The 20,113-nt window shown below is 49.7% G+C and carries 12 protein-coding genes; 7 read left to right on the top strand and 5 right to left on the bottom strand.

All coding sequences use genetic code 11. The annotated features are described in order from the left end of the window. The first annotated feature begins 32 nt into the window (after positions 1-32). From BWI97_RS03310 to BWI97_RS03290, 5 genes are all read left to right on the top strand, one after another. Complete coding sequence (locus BWI97_RS03310) at positions 33-581, top strand: phosphatase PAP2 family protein (RefSeq protein ID WP_102200026.1); 549 nt, start codon at positions 33-35, stop codon at positions 579-581. Further along, complete coding sequence (locus BWI97_RS03305) at positions 578-997, top strand: DUF2147 domain-containing protein (protein WP_233207741.1); 420 nt, start codon at positions 578-580, stop codon at positions 995-997. Before BWI97_RS03310 ends, BWI97_RS03305 begins: the two co-directional genes overlap by 4 nt. Positions 998-1,108: 111 nt before the next feature. Beyond that, entirely contained in the window at positions 1,109-2,050 is a 942-nt protein-coding gene (locus BWI97_RS03300; protein ID WP_094809042.1) for a ribose-phosphate pyrophosphokinase, read from the top strand. Between the two features lie 42 nt (positions 2,051-2,092). Next, entirely contained in the window at positions 2,093-2,647 is a 555-nt protein-coding gene (locus BWI97_RS03295; RefSeq protein WP_094809043.1) for a 50S ribosomal protein L25/general stress protein Ctc, read from the top strand. A gap of 142 nt (positions 2,648-2,789) precedes the next feature. Then, the gene (locus BWI97_RS03290) at positions 2,790-4,661 is read left to right on the top strand and encodes a CocE/NonD family hydrolase (RefSeq protein ID WP_102200025.1); all 1,872 of its coding nucleotides are present in this window, start codon (positions 2,790-2,792) and stop codon (positions 4,659-4,661) included. A gap of 63 nt (positions 4,662-4,724) precedes the next feature. Here the strand turns inward: BWI97_RS03290 and BWI97_RS03285 are convergent, their stop codons facing one another. The 3 genes from BWI97_RS03285 to BWI97_RS03275 all read right to left on the bottom strand — a co-directional run bounded on the left by BWI97_RS03285 (position 4,725) and on the right by BWI97_RS03275 (position 10,666). Further along, the gene (locus BWI97_RS03285; RefSeq protein ID WP_102200024.1) at positions 4,725-6,305 is read right to left on the bottom strand and encodes a RagB/SusD family nutrient uptake outer membrane protein; all 1,581 of its coding nucleotides are present in this window, start codon (positions 6,303-6,305) and stop codon (positions 4,725-4,727) included. Between the two features lie 11 nt (positions 6,306-6,316). Continuing rightward, entirely contained in the window at positions 6,317-9,811 is a 3,495-nt protein-coding gene (locus BWI97_RS03280) for a TonB-dependent receptor (RefSeq protein ID WP_102200023.1), read from the bottom strand. 591 nt (positions 9,812-10,402) lie between these two features. After that, complete coding sequence (locus BWI97_RS03275) at positions 10,403-10,666, bottom strand: hypothetical protein (RefSeq protein WP_141217357.1); 264 nt, start codon at positions 10,664-10,666, stop codon at positions 10,403-10,405. Between the two features lie 212 nt (positions 10,667-10,878). On the opposite strand from BWI97_RS03275, the gene BWI97_RS03270 reads away from it, so the two are divergent. Then, positions 10,879-13,362, top strand: coding sequence for a PIG-L family deacetylase (locus BWI97_RS03270; protein WP_102200022.1), 2,484 nt, complete (start codon positions 10,879-10,881; stop codon positions 13,360-13,362). A 215-nt stretch (positions 13,363-13,577) separates the two neighbouring features. Here BWI97_RS03270 and BWI97_RS03265 read toward each other — a convergent pair whose 3' ends face one another. Beyond that, entirely contained in the window at positions 13,578-14,399 is an 822-nt protein-coding gene (locus tag BWI97_RS03265; protein ID WP_102200021.1) for a universal stress protein, read from the bottom strand. Between the two features lie 610 nt (positions 14,400-15,009). Continuing rightward, complete coding sequence (locus tag BWI97_RS03260) at positions 15,010-17,277, bottom strand: aconitate hydratase (RefSeq protein WP_094809050.1); 2,268 nt, start codon at positions 17,275-17,277, stop codon at positions 15,010-15,012. A gap of 281 nt (positions 17,278-17,558) precedes the next feature. Here BWI97_RS03260 and topA point away from each other — a divergent pair, with 281 nt between their 5' ends. Next, the gene (gene topA / locus BWI97_RS03255; RefSeq protein ID WP_094809051.1) at positions 17,559-20,066 is read left to right on the top strand and encodes a type I DNA topoisomerase; all 2,508 of its coding nucleotides are present in this window, start codon (positions 17,559-17,561) and stop codon (positions 20,064-20,066) included. The last annotated feature ends 47 nt before the right edge of the window (positions 20,067-20,113 follow it).

Here is a 20,113-nt window from a genome sequence, read left to right as displayed (position 1 = left end):
AAGTTTGTTTATCCGTCTGATCAACGCCCCTTATGCTTAACCAACTCGATACGGAATTATTTCTGGCCCTTAACGGAGCCCACGCCACCTGGCTCGATCACGCCATGTACTGGATTTCCGATCAGGAGTTCTGGTATCCCTTCTACGCGTTGATTTTAGCCTGGCTTTTCTGGCGGTTCAAAAAGAAAGCCATCGGCGTGGTACTCGCCTGCGTAGCGACCATTGCCCTAGGAGATCAGTTTACCAGCAGCGTACTCAAGCCCTGGGTGGCCCGGCTGCGGCCCTGTCACGAACCTTCCATTGAGCGAATGGTTCACGTCGTGTGGGAATGCGGCGGCCAATACGGGTTTGCCTCCAGCCACGCCGCTAATACGTTTGGTTTTGTAATGGTCCTGACGATCCTGTTTGGCAAAGAACACCCCTGGATTAAATGGCTGTTCCTTTGGGCGGCTCTCGTTTCGTACAGCCGCATATACGTGGGGGCCCACTACCCGCTCGACGTACTGACCGGAGCCGCGGTGGGCATACTTTTTGCTTTTCTGGTTACGTTGATTTACAAAAAACTCTCCGTTCAACGATGAAAATGCTGCTTACAGGCCTTTTGTACTTTTCCGTTCTGCTCTCGGCATGGGCCGCCGATATTGAGGGGGTCTGGTTCAATGAAGAAAAAACCTCAAAAATTCAGATTTACAAGCAGGGTGACCAGTACTTTGGAAAGATTATCTGGATCAAGGAAGTACAGGCTAATCAGCCTAAAAAGGATGTCAATAATCCCGACGAGAAACTACGCAGTCGACCGTTGATGGGAATGGTTATTCTCTCTAATTTCAAATCTGATGGCGAAAAAGTCTGGTCGGGTGGAAAAATCTATGATCCCCGAAACGGAAAAACTTACTCCTGCAAAATCACCAAAGTTTCGGATCGCGAGTTAGCCGTTCGCGGCTACATCGGTACACCCATGTTAGGCCGTACCACAACCTTCACAAAAGCCGAATAATTGGCTTTTCCATCCCTCGACCGGTTGACTAAAAACAAGCTTTTTTTTAAGTCAACCGGTTTTTTCGTTCGTTTTTTTTCTACCTTTGCGGCTCAATTTCCAAGGAGACCGATGGCTTCCAATCCGGTAAAAATTTTCTCAGGCAGTTCCAGTCAATATCTAGCCCAAAAAATTGCCCGTTTCTACGGCAAAGATTTGGGAACCGTCACCGTGCAACGTTTTGCCGACGGTGAAATGTCCCCGAGTTTCGACGAATCCATTCGGGGTTGCGATGTATTTCTCATTCAGAGCACGTTCACACCAGCCGAAAACCTGATGGAACTGTTGCTGATGATCGACGCGGCCCGCCGGGCTTCCGCTCACTACGTAACCGTAGTGATTCCGTACTTCGGCTATTCTCGCCAGGACCGGAAAGACAAGCCACGGGTTTCCATCGGTTCCAAGCTGGTGGCCAACCTGCTGACAGCGGCCGGAGCTGATCGTCTGATTACGATGGATTTACACGCGGGACAAATTCAGGGATTCTTCGATTTTCCGGTGGATCATCTGGAAGGGGCGTCCATTTTCGTTCCGTACATCCGCTCGAAAAATCTGGATAATCTGGTGTTTGCTTCGCCCGACGTGGGAGGCGTAGCCCGGACCCGGAAGTTCGCCAGTTTCTTCCCCGGCTCGAACCTGGTAATCGTGGATAAGTTCCGCAAGAAAGCCAACGAAATTGCTTCCATGCAATTAATTGGCGACGTGACGGACGCCAACGTTATTTTAGTCGATGATTTAATTGATACGGGAGGTACTATTTGCAAGGCAGCTCAACTGTTGCTCGACAAAGGAGCCAAATCCGTACGGGCCATCTGTTCTCACCCGGTGATGAGCGGAAAAGCTCACGACAATATTTACAATTCCGTACTCGAAGAGCTGATCGTTTCGGATACCATTCCTCAGAAACAGGACAACCCCAAAGTAACGGTATTGTCAGTGGCCGAGCTATTTGCCAAAGCCATTGGACGCATTCGTGATCACGAATCAATTAGTTCCCTTTTTATTCATTACTAACACGGTTTCGGGTTCATCCCGGAGCTTTTATTACCAAACACAATGAAAAAACTCGAGATTGTAGGGTTTAAAAGAGCGAATCTCGGCAAGAAAGAATCGAAAGATCTTCGGGCCGAAGGACTTATTCCATCGGTATTATACGGAGGTGGCGAGCAAATTCACTTCTCTGCTCCTACCATTCTGTTCCGTGATCTTTTGTACACGCCCGATGCGTACGAAGTAACGTTGAACATCGAAGGTGAAATTCGCAAAGCCATTCTTCAGGACACGCAATTCCACCCCGTTAACGATGCACTGCTGCACGCTGACTTCCTGGAAATCACGGACAAGCCTATCAAGGTAAACGTTCCTGTGAAATTCGTAGGTAACTCTCCAGGGGTTATCAAAGGGGGTAAACTGGTTCAGAAACTCCGTAAAATTACGCTGCGTGGTCAGGCTGAAAACATCCCTGATTTCGTAGAAGTAAGCATCGAAGGACTTGACTTGGGTAAATCCGTACGGGTTGCCGAAGTAAACGTTGAAAACGTTGAAATCCTGAACGCGAGAAGTCTTCCTATCGCTACGATCGATATCCCTCGTTCACTGCGTGGAAAATAGTCTTTTCAGACTTTCTGCTGAAAAAGCCCGGCTTCGGTCGGGCTTTTTTTATGGCTAAAATTTCAAAATCGGTATTCGCTTTAATCGTACCAAATCCGTGTAACTTCACGTTTTCGTTTCTTCTCTTACAAACCTACCTTTTATGAAACACCTTCGTACCTTACTGGTATGGCTGTTACCCCTGTTGGCTCAGGCTCAGAACGCCGACTCTACCTGGTACCGCAACAACTACACCAAGCTGGAGCAGTACATTCCGATGCGAGATGGGACTCGCCTCTTCACTTCCATTTACCTGCCGAAAGATCAGTCCGAAAAACATCCTATTTTGATGACCCGGACGCCCTACTCCTGTGCCCCCTACGGTGCGGATGTGTATCGGCCTTTTTACGTCAACCATTACAAAGAGTACCTGAAAGAAGGATATATCATGGTGATTCAGGACGTACGGGGTCGCTGGATGAGCGAGGGCGTCTTTGAAGATGTCCGGCCTTTTAATCCCAGCAAAAAAGCTAAAACCGACGTTGACGAAGCCAGTGATACCTACGATACCATCGACTGGCTCGTCAAAAACCTGCCCAACAACAACCAGAAAGTAGGCGTATTTGGTATTTCTTATCCCGGCTTTTACTCGACGATGGCCGCCCTTAGTAATCATCCGGCCCTCAAGGCAGCCAGCCCGCAGGCTCCGGTAACGGATTGGTTCTTAGGTGACGATTTTCACCACAACGGAGCCTTTATGCTCATGGATGCCTTCAACTTTTACGTCGCCCGGGGCTTCGGTTATCCGCATCCTAAACCCACCAGCGTCGGACCGAAAGGCATGACCCTGCCTACGGACGATAGCTACGACTTTTTTCTGCGGACGGGAGCCTTACCGAATTTCACGAAAATGGCTGGCGACAGCGTACGTTTCTGGAGTGAAATGATGCAGCACCCCAATATGGATGCCTGGTGGAAAGCCCGTAACGTTCGCAATTTCGCGGATAAAGTACCCGCGGGCATTGCGACACTGGTCGTCGGAGGCCTGTTCGACGCCGAAGATTGCTTTGGTGCCTGGACCACCTATCAGGCCATCGAGAAGAAAGCCAAAAATGACAATAAGATCATCATGGGTCCCTGGTTCCACGGCCAGTGGGCAGGTCGCGGCAGCGATGGTTCTTCCCTGGGGAACGTGCAGTTTGGTAGTGCTACCAGTACGTATTACGCCGAAAAAGTGGAAGTACCCTTCTTTAATTACTACCTGAAAGGCAAAGGTTCGGTTGCCTCCTTCAAAGAAGCTACGATTTTCTTTACCGGAGAAAACCAATGGCAAACCTTTGATGTATGGCCTCCCAAGGGCATTACCGAAACGCCGCTGTACCTCCAGGCGAACGGCAAACTGAGCTTTAAACAGCCGAACGCTCCCGGTACCTTTACCGAATACGTAAGTGATCCGGCGAAACCCGTTCCCTACGCAGAAGGGGTGAAAAGCTCCCGTACGCGGGAATATATGACGGACGATCAGCGATTTGCCGCCATTCGCCCCGATGTACTGGTATTCAAGACGGATGAACTCACCGAAAATGTTACGCTGGCGGGTACGCTCCTGGCCGACTTACAAGTTGCTCTGAGCAGTACAGATGCTGATTTCGTGGTAAAACTCATCGACGTATTTCCCGACGATTTCCAGTACACCAATAAAGATTCCTACATTATGAATGGCTACCAAATGCTGGTACGCGGTGAAGTGATGCGGGGTCGTTTCCGGAAGAGTTTCGAGAAGCCGGAAGCCTTTGTACCCAATGAAGTAACGCAGGTGAAATACGCCTTGCCCGACGTGGCTCATACCTTCAAAAAAGGCCACCGGATCATGGTACAGATTCAAAGTAGCTGGTTCCCACTGGTGGATCGCAATCCGCAGAAGTTTGTGGACATCTATCAGGCCAAGGATTCTGACTTTCAAAAGGCAAACATCAAAGTATTTCATAACAGTACGGCTGCCAGTCAAATTCTGCTGCCGATCCTGAAGAAATAGTTTCGCGTTAGCACCAAGAAAAAGCCGATGGTTGTAACAACCATCGGCTTTTTCTTGGTGTTTCTACCAACCATCGTTCTGTCGCAAATTGGGATTCGCATCGAGTTGTGATTGCGGAATCGGATAAATTTCAAATTTAGCATTGTACGGAGTCAGTACGCTGTTGATAATCTGCCGGGGCGTGATCGCGTCCATTTCTTCCTTCAGCGTTCCCCAACGGCGGATGTCATAAACGGTATTGAATTCTCCCGTCAATTCCAGCCGTCGTTCCCGGCGAATCGCCTGCCTCAAGGAAGCCACATCACTGGCTCGTACTAAGGTCGCTTTGGCCCGGCTTCGTACGCGGTTCAAGAGCGGCAAAGCCTGAGCAGGTTTCCCCGTTTCGACGTAGGCTTCCGCCAGACCAAGCAGTACGTCCGAGAACCGCAGTTCAATCAAATCCGAGCTGTAGCCCTGGGCGGGCGATCCTTCCGGGCGAGCGACCCGGGCCAGTTTTCCATACGCCACGCCACATTCAAAATTGCTTTGCAGGAAAATTTCACCCGTACGTTTCACCCGGTAATGCCAGGTTTGCGGGTCATAAATGATGCTGTCGCCCGGCTGAGCCCCACCATTCGCCACACCCCGAAATACGTAGCGATCGACCAGCGTAAAGTCCCGCCGGGTATCGGCTTTTTCGTAAAGTTTGTAGAAATCGTAGGTATAGCCAAAACCCGTTTGTTCATCCCCATTCACTAATCCTCGCGGAAAAAGATTAAATGGAAAGATGTTCCCGTTCGGATTCGAGGAATTGATGAAATAACCGAAGGATAGAACCAGCTCCTTGTTGCGTTCATTCTCGAGTGAGAACACGTCCCGAAAATCGTCCATGAGCCCGAAGTTGTACTTCGCTTCGTTTTCCGCTCCTACTACCTCCTGTAATTTCTCGGCAGCCCGCTGGTAGTATTCCGTTTTGTTCAGGGGGCGGCCCGCCATCTGTAAATAGACTTTACCCAGCATGGCCTTGGCCGTACCCGCCGAAACGCGGCCCAGGTTTTCACCCGTCCACTGATCGGGCAGGTTGTTCTCTGCGAACGTCAGATCCTCGACAATAGCCGCGTAAATTTCCTCCGTGGTTGCCTTCGGAGCATAAATCAGGTCCCGGTCGTTGAGTGAAATAATCTGTCGTAATAGCAGGGGAACGCTGCCGAAATCCCGCACCAGATTGAAGTACGCATAGCCGCGTAAGAAGCGGGCCTCGGCGATGTAGGGCGTTGCCAGGGTGTCGTTAGTTACTGCCCGACGGGCATTATCAATCACGATGTTAGCCCGGTACACTACCTTGTACATGCGGCTCCACACGGCATCAAAAGCACCCGCCGAAGGTAAATGCCCATAGCGATAGAAAGGGTCGCCACCGGGACCGAGAATGCCGCCCGTGGTGTAGCGTTGTCCGGCTTCACTCAGAATAAAGCGACTCCAGACGTCTGCATAGTTGGCCGAAGTCCAGATTTGATACACGCCGAGCGTTGCCTTACTCAAGCCCTCTTCATCGCTGAATACCTGATCTTCGGAAAGCGATGAAAAGGGTGCTTCCTTCAGATTATCCCGACAGGCCACCAGCCCGAAGGTGAGCAGGCTTAAAGCAAAGATTATTGATTTCATAGGTTGGCTCATTAAAAATTACAGGACAATCCAATCGTAAAAGACTTTTGGGCCGGATAGGCTCCGTAATCAATGCCCTGCTGTAAGAGTGATTGGTTGAAGGAACTTACTTCGGGATCGAAACCCGTGTACTTGGTCAGCGTGAACAAGTTGGTACCCGTTACGAATAACCGAGGGTTTTTGACCGGTCCGATTTTCGGAAAACCGTACGAAATCGTTAGCATCTTCAGCCGAACAAAACTGCCATCTTCCAGAATTGCCGAATTGATGTCGCTCGAACTGATGCCGCGTTGGGTACTCGGATATCGGACGTTGTTATGGGGCCTATCGGCAGTCCAGCGGTTGTAGTACCAGTCTTCGGTTTGGTTGAAGATGACCCCCTGGTAATCCAGCAGACCATTATTCAGGTAAAAACGCGTCAGGTTCAATACATCATTTCCAACCGAACCCGTGAAGAAGGCGGTTACACTCAGGTTCTTCCAGGTGAAATCATTTGTCCAGCCGAAAATAAAATCCGGGTTGGACTTTCCGATTACCTGCCGATCGTTGGCGTCGATCTTACCATCATTATTCAAGTCCTGATACTTCCACGTTCCCGGAATCTGATCACTGAGAATGGCGTAAGGATACTGGGGAGTACCTTCGTTCGTAAAGTCCGAGGGCTGAGCCAGTCCAATAACTCGTAACCCGTAAAACTGTCCCACCTGCTGTCCCGGTATCAGAATACCCGAAGTACCGCCCAGCAGGTTTCCACTGATGTTGACGTAATCGGGCGTCTTGCGTTCCCCTAAATCCAGCAGTGTGTTGATGTTTCGGGAGACGTTCAGCCGGGAAGACCATACCAGGTTTTTCTTCTGGATGATATTCGCCTGTACACTGACTTCCACGCCCCGGTTTTCCATCGAACCGTAATTGTCAAGGATAGTACTCACGCCCGACTGCGAGGGCAGCGTACGTGGCTGCAAAAGACCCAGCGTACGCTTGTTGTAGAAATCAAAGCTAAATACAAAGCGGTCGTTGGCGGAGTTGAAATCTAAACCTGCATTAAGTTGCCGGGTGCGTTCCCAGGAAAGGTTGGGGTTACCGATCGTGGTGGAGTACAAGCTCGTTCCAATGGCTCCCTCCTGCCCATACTGATAGAAACCGCTGTAAAACTGCGTGAGCGAGGAATAAGGCCCAATGGCCTGACTTCCCGTTTCGCCGTAAGAAACCCGGAATTTGGCATTCGACACGAATTTTACGTTTTTCATGAAGCCTTCTTCGTTCAGATTCCAGGCCAGAGCTACTGCCGGAAAGAGGCCGTATTTCTTGTTCTGGGCGAAAGGAGAAGCTCCATCCAGCCGCAGGGAAGTATTCAGCACGTACTTGCTTTTGAAGGAATAATTGACCCGCACAAAAGCCGATTGCAGCGTTCGGGTTTCCTTGAATGAGCCGATACTCTGATTCTGGGCACTGCCAATGTTATCCACGCCAAACGCCGGAATGGCGTAACCGCTGGAAATGGTATTGAGCTGTTCGAAAATCTGGCTGTTGTATTCCCCCCCCAGCGTTGTATTGAGGTAGTGTTTTTCGGCGAAGGTTTTTTCGTACAGAAAATAGGCGTTTACGTTGTAGCTATAGGTATTGGCCAGCCCGCTGCTCCCGCTTCCTTTCGAGGCGTATCCTTCCGCGGTAGTCGGGGGTAGAAAGACCTGCCGCCGGGTGAGGTTCTGGTTCGTTCCTAAGCTGACGACGAATTGTAAGCCTTTAGCGATTGTAAACCAGTTTTCCAGATTGATGACGGAGTAGTCATTTTGCGAAACGTCCGTCTTAAACGTTAACTCATTATAGGGATTTGCAAAGTAGTAGCCCGAATATCCGGGAATGCCCGAGCTGTTAAAACCCAGGTAATTCAGCTCAATAGTTGGCGGGGCTTTCAAGCCATCCAGCAGACCACCGGAATTAGGCCAGGCCCGTCCGGACGTGATCGCCCGGTTGGACTTTTGTCGTACAAACGACAACTGCCCCCGAAGGGTATACCAGTCATTCACATCTGTATTGATGTTCGCCCGTAAGCTGGCCCGGTTATTATCAGAATTGATAATGGTACCGCGTTCGAACAGGTAGTTGCCGGAAATGTAATACGATGACTTGGCACTACCGCCGGAAACGCCCAGCGTAATGTCCTGCCGGAAGCTGGGCTGCGTAATGGCTTTCACCCAGTCAGTATTGGTCAAAGGTGCATTCAGATCTTTAAAGGGTGCTTCCCGGTTTGTCAGAGCGTAGGATTCATTCATGATCTCCGCGTATTGCCGACTGTTCATCATACGAATGGGATTCGAAATCTGTCCGAACGAGGTACGGTTGACCAGCTCTACCCGTCCTTCCCCGCGTTTACCCGTTTTCGTAGTGATAAGGATCACTCCATTCGCTCCCCGGGAACCGTAAATGGCCGTAGCCGCGGCATCTTTCAACACTTCCATGCTTTCGATGTCGTTTGGATTGATGCCGTAAAGTCCATTCTGGGCATAGGCTCCGGTAAAGTTGGCCGAAGCTTCGCGGTACGGCGGCATCGGAAAGCCGTCAATCACGTACAATGGTTCGTTGTTTCCGCTCAACGAGTTATTGCCCCGAATCCGTACGACGGTTGCCGCTCCGGGTTCGCCGGAAGTTTCCGTTACCTGTACGCCCGTAACCCGCCCCTGCAAAGCCTGATCGACGGTATTGACAACGGCCGTTTTGATCTCCGTAGCGGCGACCCGGGAAGTAGCCGTAGCCAGATCTCTTTTGCTTTGCGTACCATACCCTACGACAACGACTTCGTTGAGGGCCTTTACGTCCGGCACCAATCGTACATTGAGTACAGGGCGTCGATTCACGGGTTGTTCCTGAGGTTTGTACCCGGTGAAGCTAAAGACCAGGATGGCCTGATCATTGGGTACTTTTAACTGGTACGAACCATCGGTATTGGTAATCGTTTGGATTTTTGTGTTTTTAACCGTGATTCCTACGCCGGGCAGGCCACCCGATTTTTCGTCCGTAACCCGGCCTTTTACGAAGCGTCCGCCGGTCAAACTATCCGCTGCAACCTGGGCATTTGGCGGCGTTACAGGTAGTGAATCTGCCGCTACGGGTTTCGTTGTATGGGCTGGCTTAGGTACATTAGCCGGTTTAGGAATTGTGTCTGTAGGAATGACTAAACGATCGGATTGGGTGACGCGGCGGGGTGTTTTGACCGAATCAGGCCGAACCGCTGGTTTCGGAACTGTGTTGGATGGAATCACCAGACTATCCTGTTGAATTACCCGGCGGGGCGTAGGCGTTGAGTCGGGTCGAACGCGTGGTTTGGTAATCGTATCGGCTTTGGGTACTGGGAGAACCAGCGTATCCGGCTTTGCCAGTGAATCCGGTTTCGTTTGCTGAGCCTGTACCTCATCGGTCAGGATTATACCGAGTAAAAGGCTGGCACAAACGATGAAAGAACCGGTTTTGGGCCGGACTTTTTCAAGGGGTTGAAGAGGTTCCATAGAACGAGTATCAGAGCAAATAGATGCACTACCATTTTTCTTAATACGTATCCTAAACACTCAGTAAATGTCAGATAGCGTCGGCAAGATTCGCAGGTAATTTGTATTATAAATAGTCTTTTAAAGCTCAGGACTGGCGTGGATATTGAAGCCTGCGTAAAATCGAGTGAACTTGTTAAAAAAAATTATTCCACTTCGCTAACTCCTGAACTTACAGGCCTACTTGTAGAAAAGAACGCTACAAAAATTACTTACGATTATTTACGTGTATTGGGTTTTATGTTTGCTTAATTCCCTTATCTAAAATCAAGCAATTCTTTCCAGTACTCAGTCAATGAAGACGTTATTACTCGCTGGATCAATGCCCATGGGTACCTTTAATATCGATATATTTATTTAACAAGTTTCTTTCTGTCAGATTATGAAACGACCAATAAGCCACGAAAAAAGCAGCCTTTGGGGCTGCTTTTTCTTTATACAAATAGCTTGGATACGCCGTAAATTAGTTTAGAGGTTAAGTGTGACACCGTTACATTTGTTACTTATTGTCTCTAGTTTCTGAACCAGGTTTTGTTCTTTTATGAATTGAATTTAGCGTACTTTTTTCAAAGCCATGGCTACGTGCTGCTGAACGCCACTTTGATGATGAATGATTTTAGCGGCATTATTTCGTTCAAACCGATGTTCGCTAATGAAGTAATGCAAACCTACTAACAAACCCAAGGCTACTCCTACGGCTGCGATCATTCGTCCGGCCTGTGCAGGCTGTACAATGAGTAGATTCGCACGGAGCGTTTTTCGCTCCATCCACCCTAAGGCTATCAAGCTCAATAAAACAATCGTTAACACAAGCATAGACGTAAGAGTTTTGGTGAAAAGGGTGTAAAACAAATGTATGACAATCCTTCTGCTAACCAAACGCCTCTCCCATTTATTTATGATTTTTACAACAAAGTTTTAAGTTTTTTTAATGAAACGTACGCTACTCCATGGGTGATGGAGTACATCTGGTCAGACTTTGGTACTTTTAAAGTATTGAATCACGTTCTGCTAACCTTAAATTTCTGATGAGGTCACGGTTTATTCTCTTCGCCCTGTTTTACTTATCGTATACGTTTGGCTTCACTCAAGTACCTAAACCTCTCCCGCCCGGCGAGATTCTTCTCAATCTTAAACGCCTGAATGTACTGGGATCGGCCATGTACATTGCAGCTCACCCCGACGATGAGAATACTGTCATGCTGGCCTGGCTCGCCAAAGAGCGACTGGTGCGTACGGGCTACCTGTCCTTGACCCGGGGCGATGGCGGTCAAAACCTCATTGGTGCGGAGCAAAGCGAACTGATGGGTCTGATTCGTACCTACGAATTATTAGCCGCCCGCTCCATTGACGGCCCTGAGCAGTACTTCACCCGAGCTAACGATTTTGGTTTTTCAAAAAATACGGAGGAGACTTTAGAGGTGTGGGGTAAAGATGCAGTACTGGCCGACATTGTCTGGCGAATCCGAAATTTTTGCCCGGATGTACTGATCTGCCGTTTCCCACCGGATTCCCGGGCGGGCCACGGAAACCACTCGGCCTCAGCGGCCCTGGCTGAAGAAGCTTTTCATTTAGCGGGAGACGCCAGCAAATTTCCGGAGCAACTGAAGTACGTAAAACCCTGGCAACCCAAGCGAATCGTCTGGAATACGTTTGCCTTTGGCGTAAACCCGGCCCAGCGGCCAGCGGAAGGCAGTTGGATTTCGGTCGAAATTGGCGGTTACAATCCCCTACTGGCGACCTCCTATTCCGAACTTGCCGCCGAAAGTCGTTCCCAGCACAAATCGCAGGGATTTGGTGTACCCAGAACCCGGGGCGTGAAGATTGAATACCTGGTACATAAAGCGGGTGAGAAGGCTACAAAAGATGTTTTCGACGGTGTAGAAACCAGTTGGAGCCGGATTAAGGGAGGTACTGCCGTACAGGCGGTGATCAATAAAGCCATCGAGCAATTCCGCCCCGATCAGCCCGCCGCTAGTATTCCCTTGCTGGTACAAGCGTATCGCCTCGTGGATAAACTGGACGATGCCTACTGGAAAGAACAGAAGAAAAAAGAGCTCTCCCAACTCCTCGTCGCCTGTGCCGGACTCTGGTACGAAAGTAACCCTTCCGAGTACGCCGTGGCCGGTGGCGAACCCGTACAGCTAACGACTACGTTCATCAAACGTTCCGAGGCTCCGGTAACGCTTCAGTCCATTCGCTGGACCAGTTTTAACAAGGATACTACGCTGAATGTGTCGATCCCTAACAACGAATTGCAACGTCTGATTTTTCAGACCACTATCCCGCAGGACCAGACCATTACCCAGCCCTACTGGCTCATGCAGCCGAAAATGGGCAAAGGCATGTATCGCGTGGATGACCAGGCTCTGAACGGTCTGCCCGAGAAGCCTTCCGACTTTCAGGCTCTTTTTTCCGTAACCATTGGTGGACTGCCGCTGACACTGACAACCCCCGTTCGTTACAAATACACGGATGCAGTTCGCGGCGAATTGTACCGTCCCTTTGAAGTACGCCCCAGCGTAACGGCTACGCCAGCTGAAAAAGTATTGGTTTTTGCGGACGGTCAACCGAAGACGTATACCGTGATGTTAAAAGCGTCGCAGGCGGGTGCATCTGGGAATGTGAGCCTGGAATTGCCCGCAGGATGGAAGTCGGAGCCGGCTCGGATTCCCTTTCAGTTTACTTCGAAATTTCAGGAACAAACCGTTTCCTTTCAACTGATTCCACCAGCTCAGGCTTCCGAAGCCAGCGTTCAGGTAAAAGTTCAGACGGCCAATCAAACCAGTAATCGCGGCCTGTACGAAATTGGATACGAACACATTCCGGCTCTTACGGTATTTCCCGTGGCGGAAAGTAAACTGGTCCGGCTGGAAATAAAGAACAAGGCTAAGCTGATTGGGTACATTCCCGGAGCCGGAGATGAAATTCCGGCGGCCCTGCGTCAGATGGGTTGTACGGTGGTGAATCTGGGCGAAAAAGAATTAACCGGCTCGCTGGCGGCTTACGACGCGATTGTCGTGGGCGTACGGGCGTACAACGTTAACGATCGGATGAGCTATTACCAGCCCCTTCTGATGGACTACGTGAAAAACGGCGGCACAATGGTGGTGCAGTATCAGGTCAATTCCGGCATTCAGCCGCTGAGTAAGGGAATGGGTCCCTACCCCTTTCACTTGTCGCGGGATCGGGTAACGGTGGAAGAAGCCCCCATGCGATTCCTGAAACCCGAACATCCGATTTTGAATACGCCTAATAAAATTACCAATCAGGACTTCAACGGCTGGATTCAGGAACGCGGCCTGTACTTCTCCGATGAGTGGGATCCGCAGTACCAAACCATTTTCAGTAGTAACGATCCTAATGAAAAGCCGCTGGACGGTGGTATGCTGGCTACTGCTTACGGAAAAGGCTGGTACGTTTTTACGGGTTACGCATTCTTCCGGCAATTGCCCGCGGGTGTACCGGGAGCCTATCGGCTCTTTGCCAACCTGATTTCGTTAGGAAAGTGAGCTGGAGCGTTTCAGTTGGGTTGAGATGGGTTGAGGTTTGAATTGGTTTAAGGTGTAACGGGTTGAATGATTCTTGCGTTTCAGTCGCACGATCATTCAACCCGTTTTTTACTAGATGATCTTCATTTAAGCCGCCTGACAGCATAATGACTGCCGATCAAACCTTTTTAAACTTCAAACTACCATCAAACTTCAAACCAATGCAACGCAACCCCTCATCGTTCATGCTGTACCACCGTCAGTACGGGAATGGCTGAATGATTCACTACCTTTTCGGCAATGCTACCGTGAAACCAATAGCTCAACCCTTTGCGACCATGGGTATAGAGGGCAATCAGGTCCGCCTGGATTTCGCGGCCGTACCGGACAATCCCGGCTTCTTCACTTACCGCGTCAATGATCGTGTATTCGTATTTTTCAATTCCCAGCTTTTCCGCTAACAGAGCCATTTCTTCTTCCAAATCTTCGAACGTACGATCCAGAAAACCGGTATTGACCGTCAGGAAATGAAGCTTAGCTTTCTCGACTCCGGGAAATGTTAGAAACTGTCGAATGGACTCTATATTCGTAAAATCCGTTGGGAACAGTATAGTTTTGAGCTCAAGCGGGTCTCCATTTTTCACAATCAGAACCGGGCATTTCGCCTGTCGGACTACCCGTTCGGCGTTTGATCCCGTCGTTTGTTCCTTCCAGCCCGAAGCTCCTTCGGACGCCATTACGATCAAATCTACTGAACTGGCAGCAATGGTTTCGCCAATCGTCCCTTTCTGCCGATCGACCAAAGCCGATACCGGTACTTTATGATATTTAGGCTGATCCAATAGACAGCGAAGCCGATTCTCCACCCCTTCGATCCGTTCTTCAAAAGCATCGTCAGTATCTTTCATGAACAAGCTTTCCTGTAAAACGGACTCCGGGTATTTAAGTACCCCCAGTAACCGAACAGAAGCCTGCATCGGTTGAGCCAGCTCAACGGCTAAGTCCAGTGCTTTCAGAGATAATGAGCTAAAATCAGTGGGAACGAGTATGCTTTTCATTGCTTTGCGTCTTAAATGGATACCCAAAACAACGACAGAATGGTCTCTCTAAGAATGTCAGGTGTAAGGTGATCTGGTGATAAAAATCAGTTTTCCTGATTGGTTATTTATTGTTGTATAGAAATTCCTGCATGGCATAATTGAACCCTTCGAAGTTAGGTGTTCGGTTGAAGAAGGGGCTGCGAGTTTTTACATTACGCTAGACATTCGTGACTGGTGCAGGTTACCAAACCTGTATCTACCATCCAGTTTTCCCCGCATTGCATACGGGGCTAGTCAGATTGAACCCCTTCGGGGTTGGGTATTCAATTCAAAAAGGGGCTACACGCTTTTACATTGTACTTACCATTTTAAAGCTTCAATCTTGATCTTCCCGTTTCCATTTTTTTATAAAATACGGTAACCTGAGCGGGACGCGTTGTCCGTAGCATCCGCTACGGACTTTCTCGTTAGTAGGCTGTGCCTACCGGGCTGGTCGCAACCGTATGGCATCTGGTGCAAGTTTCCTCTAGTAGCCGTCCAAAGCCAAACCCCATCCGCCCGTTTATAAACAAAAAAATACCCCGACTCGTAAGCCAGGGTATTTCTTTAACTATATCGGACAGAAAGCTTACGCTCCTACGCCGCGACGGATGATGTTCAGGGCACCACCTGCTTTGAACCACTCGATTTGAGCAGCATTGTAGGTATGATTTACCGGGAACGCTTCCGTTGAACCATCCGCGTGATTGAGTACAATCGTCAGTTGTTTTTCGGGAGCAAACTCCGTCAAGCCAACGATGTCGATTGTATCGTCTTCGCGAATCTTGTCGTAATCTGAACCGTCAGCGAAGGTCAGGGCTAACATGCCTTGTTTCTTCAGGTTCGTTTCGTGGATACGGGCGAATGATTTCACCAGAATCGCACGAACACCCAGGTGACGAGGCTCCATAGCTGCGTGCTCGCGAGAAGAACCTTCACCGTAGTTTTCATCCCCTACAACGATCGTTCCTACGCCTGCTGCTTTGTAACCGCGTTGTACACCGGGTACCGTTCCGTACTCGCCCGTCAGCTGGCTCTTCACTTCATTCGCTTTTTCGTTGAAGAAGTTGGTCGCACCGATGAGCAGGTTGTTGGAAATGTTATCCAGGTGACCACGGTATTTCAACCAGGGACCCGCCATAGAGATGTGGTCCGTTGTACACTTACCTTTCGCTTTGATGAGCAGCTTCAGGCCCGTGATGTCCGTACCTTCCCAAGGCGTAAACGGCTCGAGCAGTTGCAGACGATCAGAAGTGGGTGATACAATCACTTCCACCGTTGAACCATCTTCCGCCGGAGCCTGGTAGCCCGCATCTTCCACGGCGTAGCCACGGGGCGGCATTTCCAGACCTTGTGGCTCATCCAGTTTCACGGCCTGACCTTCTTCGTTGATCAGCGTATCCGTCATCGGGTTGAACGTCAGGTCACCCGCGATGGCGAAAGCCGTTACGATTTCCGGAGAAGCTACGAACGCGTGCGTATTGGGATTGCCGTCGTTACGAGCTTTGAAGTTCCGGTTGAAAGAGGTAATGATGGAGTTCTTTTTGGTAGGATCGTTCGTGTGACGAGCCCACTGACCGATACAGGGACCGCAGGCATTCGCCATCACAACGGCACCCATCGTATCGAAGATGCTGATGTATCCGTCACGCTCGATGGTGTAACGAACCAGTTCTGAACCCGGCGTAATCGTGTATTCTGCCCGGGGTTTCAGTTTTTTATCAACGGCCTGTTGAGCTACGGAAGCCGCACGGGTAATATCTTCGTAGGAAGAGTTCGTACAAGATCCGATCAGGCCTACTTCCAGTTCTGCGGGCCAGTTGTTTTCCTGTACCGCCTGAGCGAACTTCGAAAGCGGCCAGGCCAAATCCGGCGTGAAGGGACCGTTGATGTGGGGTTCCAGCGTCGACAGATCCAGTTCGATGAGTTGATCGTAGTATTTCGCGGGATCAGCGTATACTTCGTCATCTGAACGCAGGTATTCCGCTACACTGTCAGCCAGATCAGCTACATCGGCCCGGCTCGTACCTCGCAGGTATTCGGCCATGCGTACGTCGTAAGCAAAGATGGACGTCGTTGCTCCGATTTCAGCACCCATGTTACAAATGGTTGCTTTACCGGTTGCAGACATACTTTCAGCTCCTTCGCCAAAGTATTCCACGATCGCACCCGTACCACCTTTTACCGTCAACTGACCGGCTACCCACAGAATCACGTCTTTGGCAGAAGCCCAGCCGCTGAGTTTACCCGTCAGTTTTACACCAATCAGTTTAGGTTGTTTCAATTCCCAGGCCAGACCCGCCATAACGTCGCAGGCATCGGCACCACCTACCCCGATGGCGATCATGCCCAGACCACCCGCGTTAGGCGTGTGTGAATCCGTACCGATCATCATACCGCCGGGGAACGCGTAGTTTTCCAATACTACCTGGTGAATGATACCCGCTCCGGGTCTCCAGAAACCAACTCCGTATTTATTGGAAACCGAAGAAAGGAAATCAAATACTTCCTTCGATTGTTGTACTGCATTGTTAAGGTCTTCGGTAGCTCCTACTTTAGCCTGAATCAAGTGGTCACAGTGTACCGTTGAAGGTACGGCTACCTGCGGACGACCCGCCTGCATGAATTGAAGCAGAGCCATCTGAGCCGTTGCATCCTGCATTGCCACGCGGTCGGGTGCAAAATCAACGTAATCTTTTCCCCGTGAGTACGCTCTTTCCAGAGGATTTTCCCAAAGGTGAGAATATAGAATTTTCTCGGAGAGGGTCAGGGGTCGACCGAGTACTTGCCGAGCGGCGGCCACTCGTTCGGGCATCCGGGCGTACACGGTCTGAATCATCTCAATGTCAAAAGCCATCGTTGTATCTAATCGTTTAAATAAATGAAGGAACAGGTTTCGCCCTCAAAAATACAAAACATGCGGGGTCATATTTCGATAAAATCTGAAAATCCTGCTTAACTATTATACATAGCTACTGCATTTGACAATCCCGCCGTTTCTATTGGCATGTAGTTTTATATCATTTTAACAAGCAAATCTGCCAATAAGTTTAGGCTTGAAAGGCACGAATTGCAGTGGTTTCGGAATTTTGTCCTTTACTTTGGCAGACACTTCCCATACCCCTACTACCACTAACTATGGCTAAAAAGAACCTCGTCATTGTGGAGTCACCGGCGAAGGCAAAGACCATTGAAGGTTATTTAGGAGCTGATTTTCAGGTTAAATCCAGCTACGGACACGTCCGGGATTTGCCCGATAAAGGCCTCGCTATTGACATCAAAAATGGTTTTTTACCGACGTACGAAGTTTCTCCCGAAAAGATAAAAGTGGTCAACGAACTGCGGCAACTGGCAAAATCTTCGCAAGAAGTTTGGTTAGCAACCGACGATGACCGCGAAGGAGAGGCCATTTCCTGGCACCTCAAAGAGACCCTCGGCTTACCTGATACGACTAAACGTATCGTTTTCCGGGAAATCACCAAGACGGCCATTCAGAAAGCCATCCAAAGCCCGCGTACCATCAATCAGGATCTGGTGAACGCTCAACAGGCTCGCCGGGTACTGGATCGTTTGATTGGCTTTGAACTTTCGCCCGTCTTGTGGGAAAAGGTAAAACGCGGTCTTTCGGCGGGTCGTGTACAATCCGTTGCGGTGCGTTTGGTGGTTGAACGCGAACGTAGTATCGACCAGCACCAGAGCAAATCGAGCTTTAAGGTAGTTGCTCAGTTTCTGCTCGACGGTAATAAGGTACTACAAGCCGAATTGCCGAAAAATTTCGAAACGGAAGCTCAGGCCCGGGCTTTCCTGGAAAAGTGTAAAGGTGCTACCTTCAGCATCCGGAACCTGGAGACTAAACCAGCCAAGAAGTCTCCCGCTCCGCCCTTTACTACCTCGACCCTCCAGCAGGAAGCCAGCCGCAAACTGGGTTTCGCCGTAGCAGCAACCATGCAATACGCTCAGAAACTGTACGAAGCCGGTAAGATCAGCTACATGCGTACGGATTCAACGAACTTGAGCGAAGAAGCCTTAGCCAAGTCGAAAGCTTCGATCATCGAGCAGTTTGGTGAGAAATACTCGCAACAGCGTCGGTACAAAACCAAGAATGATTCGGCTCAGGAAGCTCACGAAGCCATTCGGCCTACGGACTTTTCCGTACCTTCAGCGGGCGAAACCCGTCAGGAACAGCGTTTGTATGAATTGATCTGGAAACGTGGTATCGCCTCGCAAATGGCCGATGCCCAATTAGAGCGTACCACAGCAACTATTGGCATTTCTACTACTTCAGAAGAACTCATCGCCCAGGGTGAGGTCATTAAGTTTGATGGTTTCCTGAAAGTGTATCTGGAATCCAAAGATGATGAAGACGAAGAAAGCAAAGGGATGTTGCCCCCGCTTTCCATCGGTCAGATTCTGAATCTGGATGTGCTGAAAGCGACCGAGCGGTTTAGTCGTCCTCCTGCCCGTTTTACGGAAGCCAGTCTGGTAAAGGAGCTGGAAGAACGCGGTATTGGACGTCCTTCCACTTATGCCCCGACGATCTCAACGATCATCAAGCGGGAGTACGTCGTCAAGGAAGACCGACCCGGTAAAGAGCGGAACTTCAAGGAGTTGACGTTGAAAAATGACGAACTCACGGAGAAGACGGGCAAGGAAACCTATGGTACGGAAAAAGCGAAACTCTTTCCGACCACCATCGGCATGATCGTTAATGACTTTCTGGTAGATAATTTCGATAACGTCGTCGATTTCAAGTTCACGGCGGATATGGAAGAAGAGTTCGATAAAATTGCGGAAGGCCAGATCGAATGGCAACGCATGATCGACAACTTCTACAAGAATTTTCACCTGACGATTGAGCAAAGTTCCTCTGCCGAACGTAGTTCCGTGAAATCGGCCCGCGAACTGGGTATCGACCCCAAAACCGGCCGTATGGTTTCGGTTCGCTTAGGCAAATATGGTCCGTTCGCTCAGTTAGGTGATTCCAAAGAAGAGCAAAAGCCGCAGTACGCTCCCCTTCCCAAGGATAAATTACTGGAAAGCATTACGCTGGAAGAAGCCATTGAGCTTTTTAAACTGCCGCGTACCGTTGGTGAACTGGAAGGCAAGGAGCTGCTGGTGAACATCGGCAAGTTGGGTCCGTACATCAAGTTCGATGAGAAGTATTACAATCTGAGCGAAGGCGATGATCCGTATACGATTGACGAAGAACGAGCCATTCAGGTGATTCAGGAAAAACGGGCAGCCGAAGCTTCCGACGCCATTGGTGAGTTCGAAGGTCAACCCATTTCGAAGGGTAAAGGCCGCTTTGGTCCGTATGTGAAGCACGATGGTAAGTTCTATTCCCTACCCCGGGGCATGAATCTGGATACGATTACGCTGGCCGAAGCGATTCAGATTATCCAGAATAAACGAACCGCCGAAGCCAATAAAATTATCAAGGAGTTTCCGGAAAATACGACCGTCAAAGTACTCAACGGCCAGTATGGTCCATACATCCAGATTGGCAAGCGGAACGTGAAAATTCCCAAGGGAACCGAGCCCGCTTCTCTGACGCTGGAACAATGCCTCGAGTTAGGAGGCGAAAGCCCGGCAGCCGCTACGGAAGAAAAGAAAACGACTCGTAAGAAAGCGGCACCTAAAAAATAAGCTGCCTCTACTTACCGTTACTGAAAACCAATACTGCCAGCCCTACG

It is taken from the genome of Siphonobacter sp. BAB-5405 (assembly GCF_002872335.1).
Classification (GTDB): domain Bacteria; phylum Bacteroidota; class Bacteroidia; order Cytophagales; family Spirosomataceae; genus Siphonobacter.
Note: the sequence above shows the minus strand (reverse complement) of the source record. Positions and strands in the feature narration are given on the sequence as shown.

What these genes read in the sequence shown, in the direction of transcription:
- BWI97_RS03260 (WP_094809050.1), bottom strand. Translation starts at nt 17,277, where the DNA reads ATGGCTTTTGACATTGAGATGATTCAGACCGTGTACGCCCGGATGCCC.
- BWI97_RS03295 (WP_094809043.1), top strand. Translation starts at nt 2,093, where the DNA reads ATGAAAAAACTCGAGATTGTAGGGTTTAAAAGAGCGAATCTCGGCAAG.
- BWI97_RS03280 (WP_102200023.1), bottom strand. Translation starts at nt 9,811, where the DNA reads ATGGAACCTCTTCAACCCCTTGAAAAAGTCCGGCCCAAAACCGGTTCT.
- BWI97_RS03310 (WP_102200026.1), top strand. Translation starts at nt 33, where the DNA reads ATGCTTAACCAACTCGATACGGAATTATTTCTGGCCCTTAACGGAGCC.
- BWI97_RS03305 (WP_233207741.1), top strand. Translation starts at nt 578, where the DNA reads ATGAAAATGCTGCTTACAGGCCTTTTGTACTTTTCCGTTCTGCTCTCG.
- BWI97_RS03270 (WP_102200022.1), top strand. Translation starts at nt 10,879, where the DNA reads ATGAGGTCACGGTTTATTCTCTTCGCCCTGTTTTACTTATCGTATACG.
- BWI97_RS03300 (WP_094809042.1), top strand. Translation starts at nt 1,109, where the DNA reads ATGGCTTCCAATCCGGTAAAAATTTTCTCAGGCAGTTCCAGTCAATAT.
- topA (WP_094809051.1), top strand. Translation starts at nt 17,559, where the DNA reads ATGGCTAAAAAGAACCTCGTCATTGTGGAGTCACCGGCGAAGGCAAAG.
- BWI97_RS03285 (WP_102200024.1), bottom strand. Translation starts at nt 6,305, where the DNA reads ATGAAATCAATAATCTTTGCTTTAAGCCTGCTCACCTTCGGGCTGGTG.
- BWI97_RS03265 (WP_102200021.1), bottom strand. Translation starts at nt 14,399, where the DNA reads ATGAAAAGCATACTCGTTCCCACTGATTTTAGCTCATTATCTCTGAAA.
- BWI97_RS03275 (WP_141217357.1), bottom strand. Translation starts at nt 10,666, where the DNA reads ATGCTTGTGTTAACGATTGTTTTATTGAGCTTGATAGCCTTAGGGTGG.
- BWI97_RS03290 (WP_102200025.1), top strand. Translation starts at nt 2,790, where the DNA reads ATGAAACACCTTCGTACCTTACTGGTATGGCTGTTACCCCTGTTGGCT.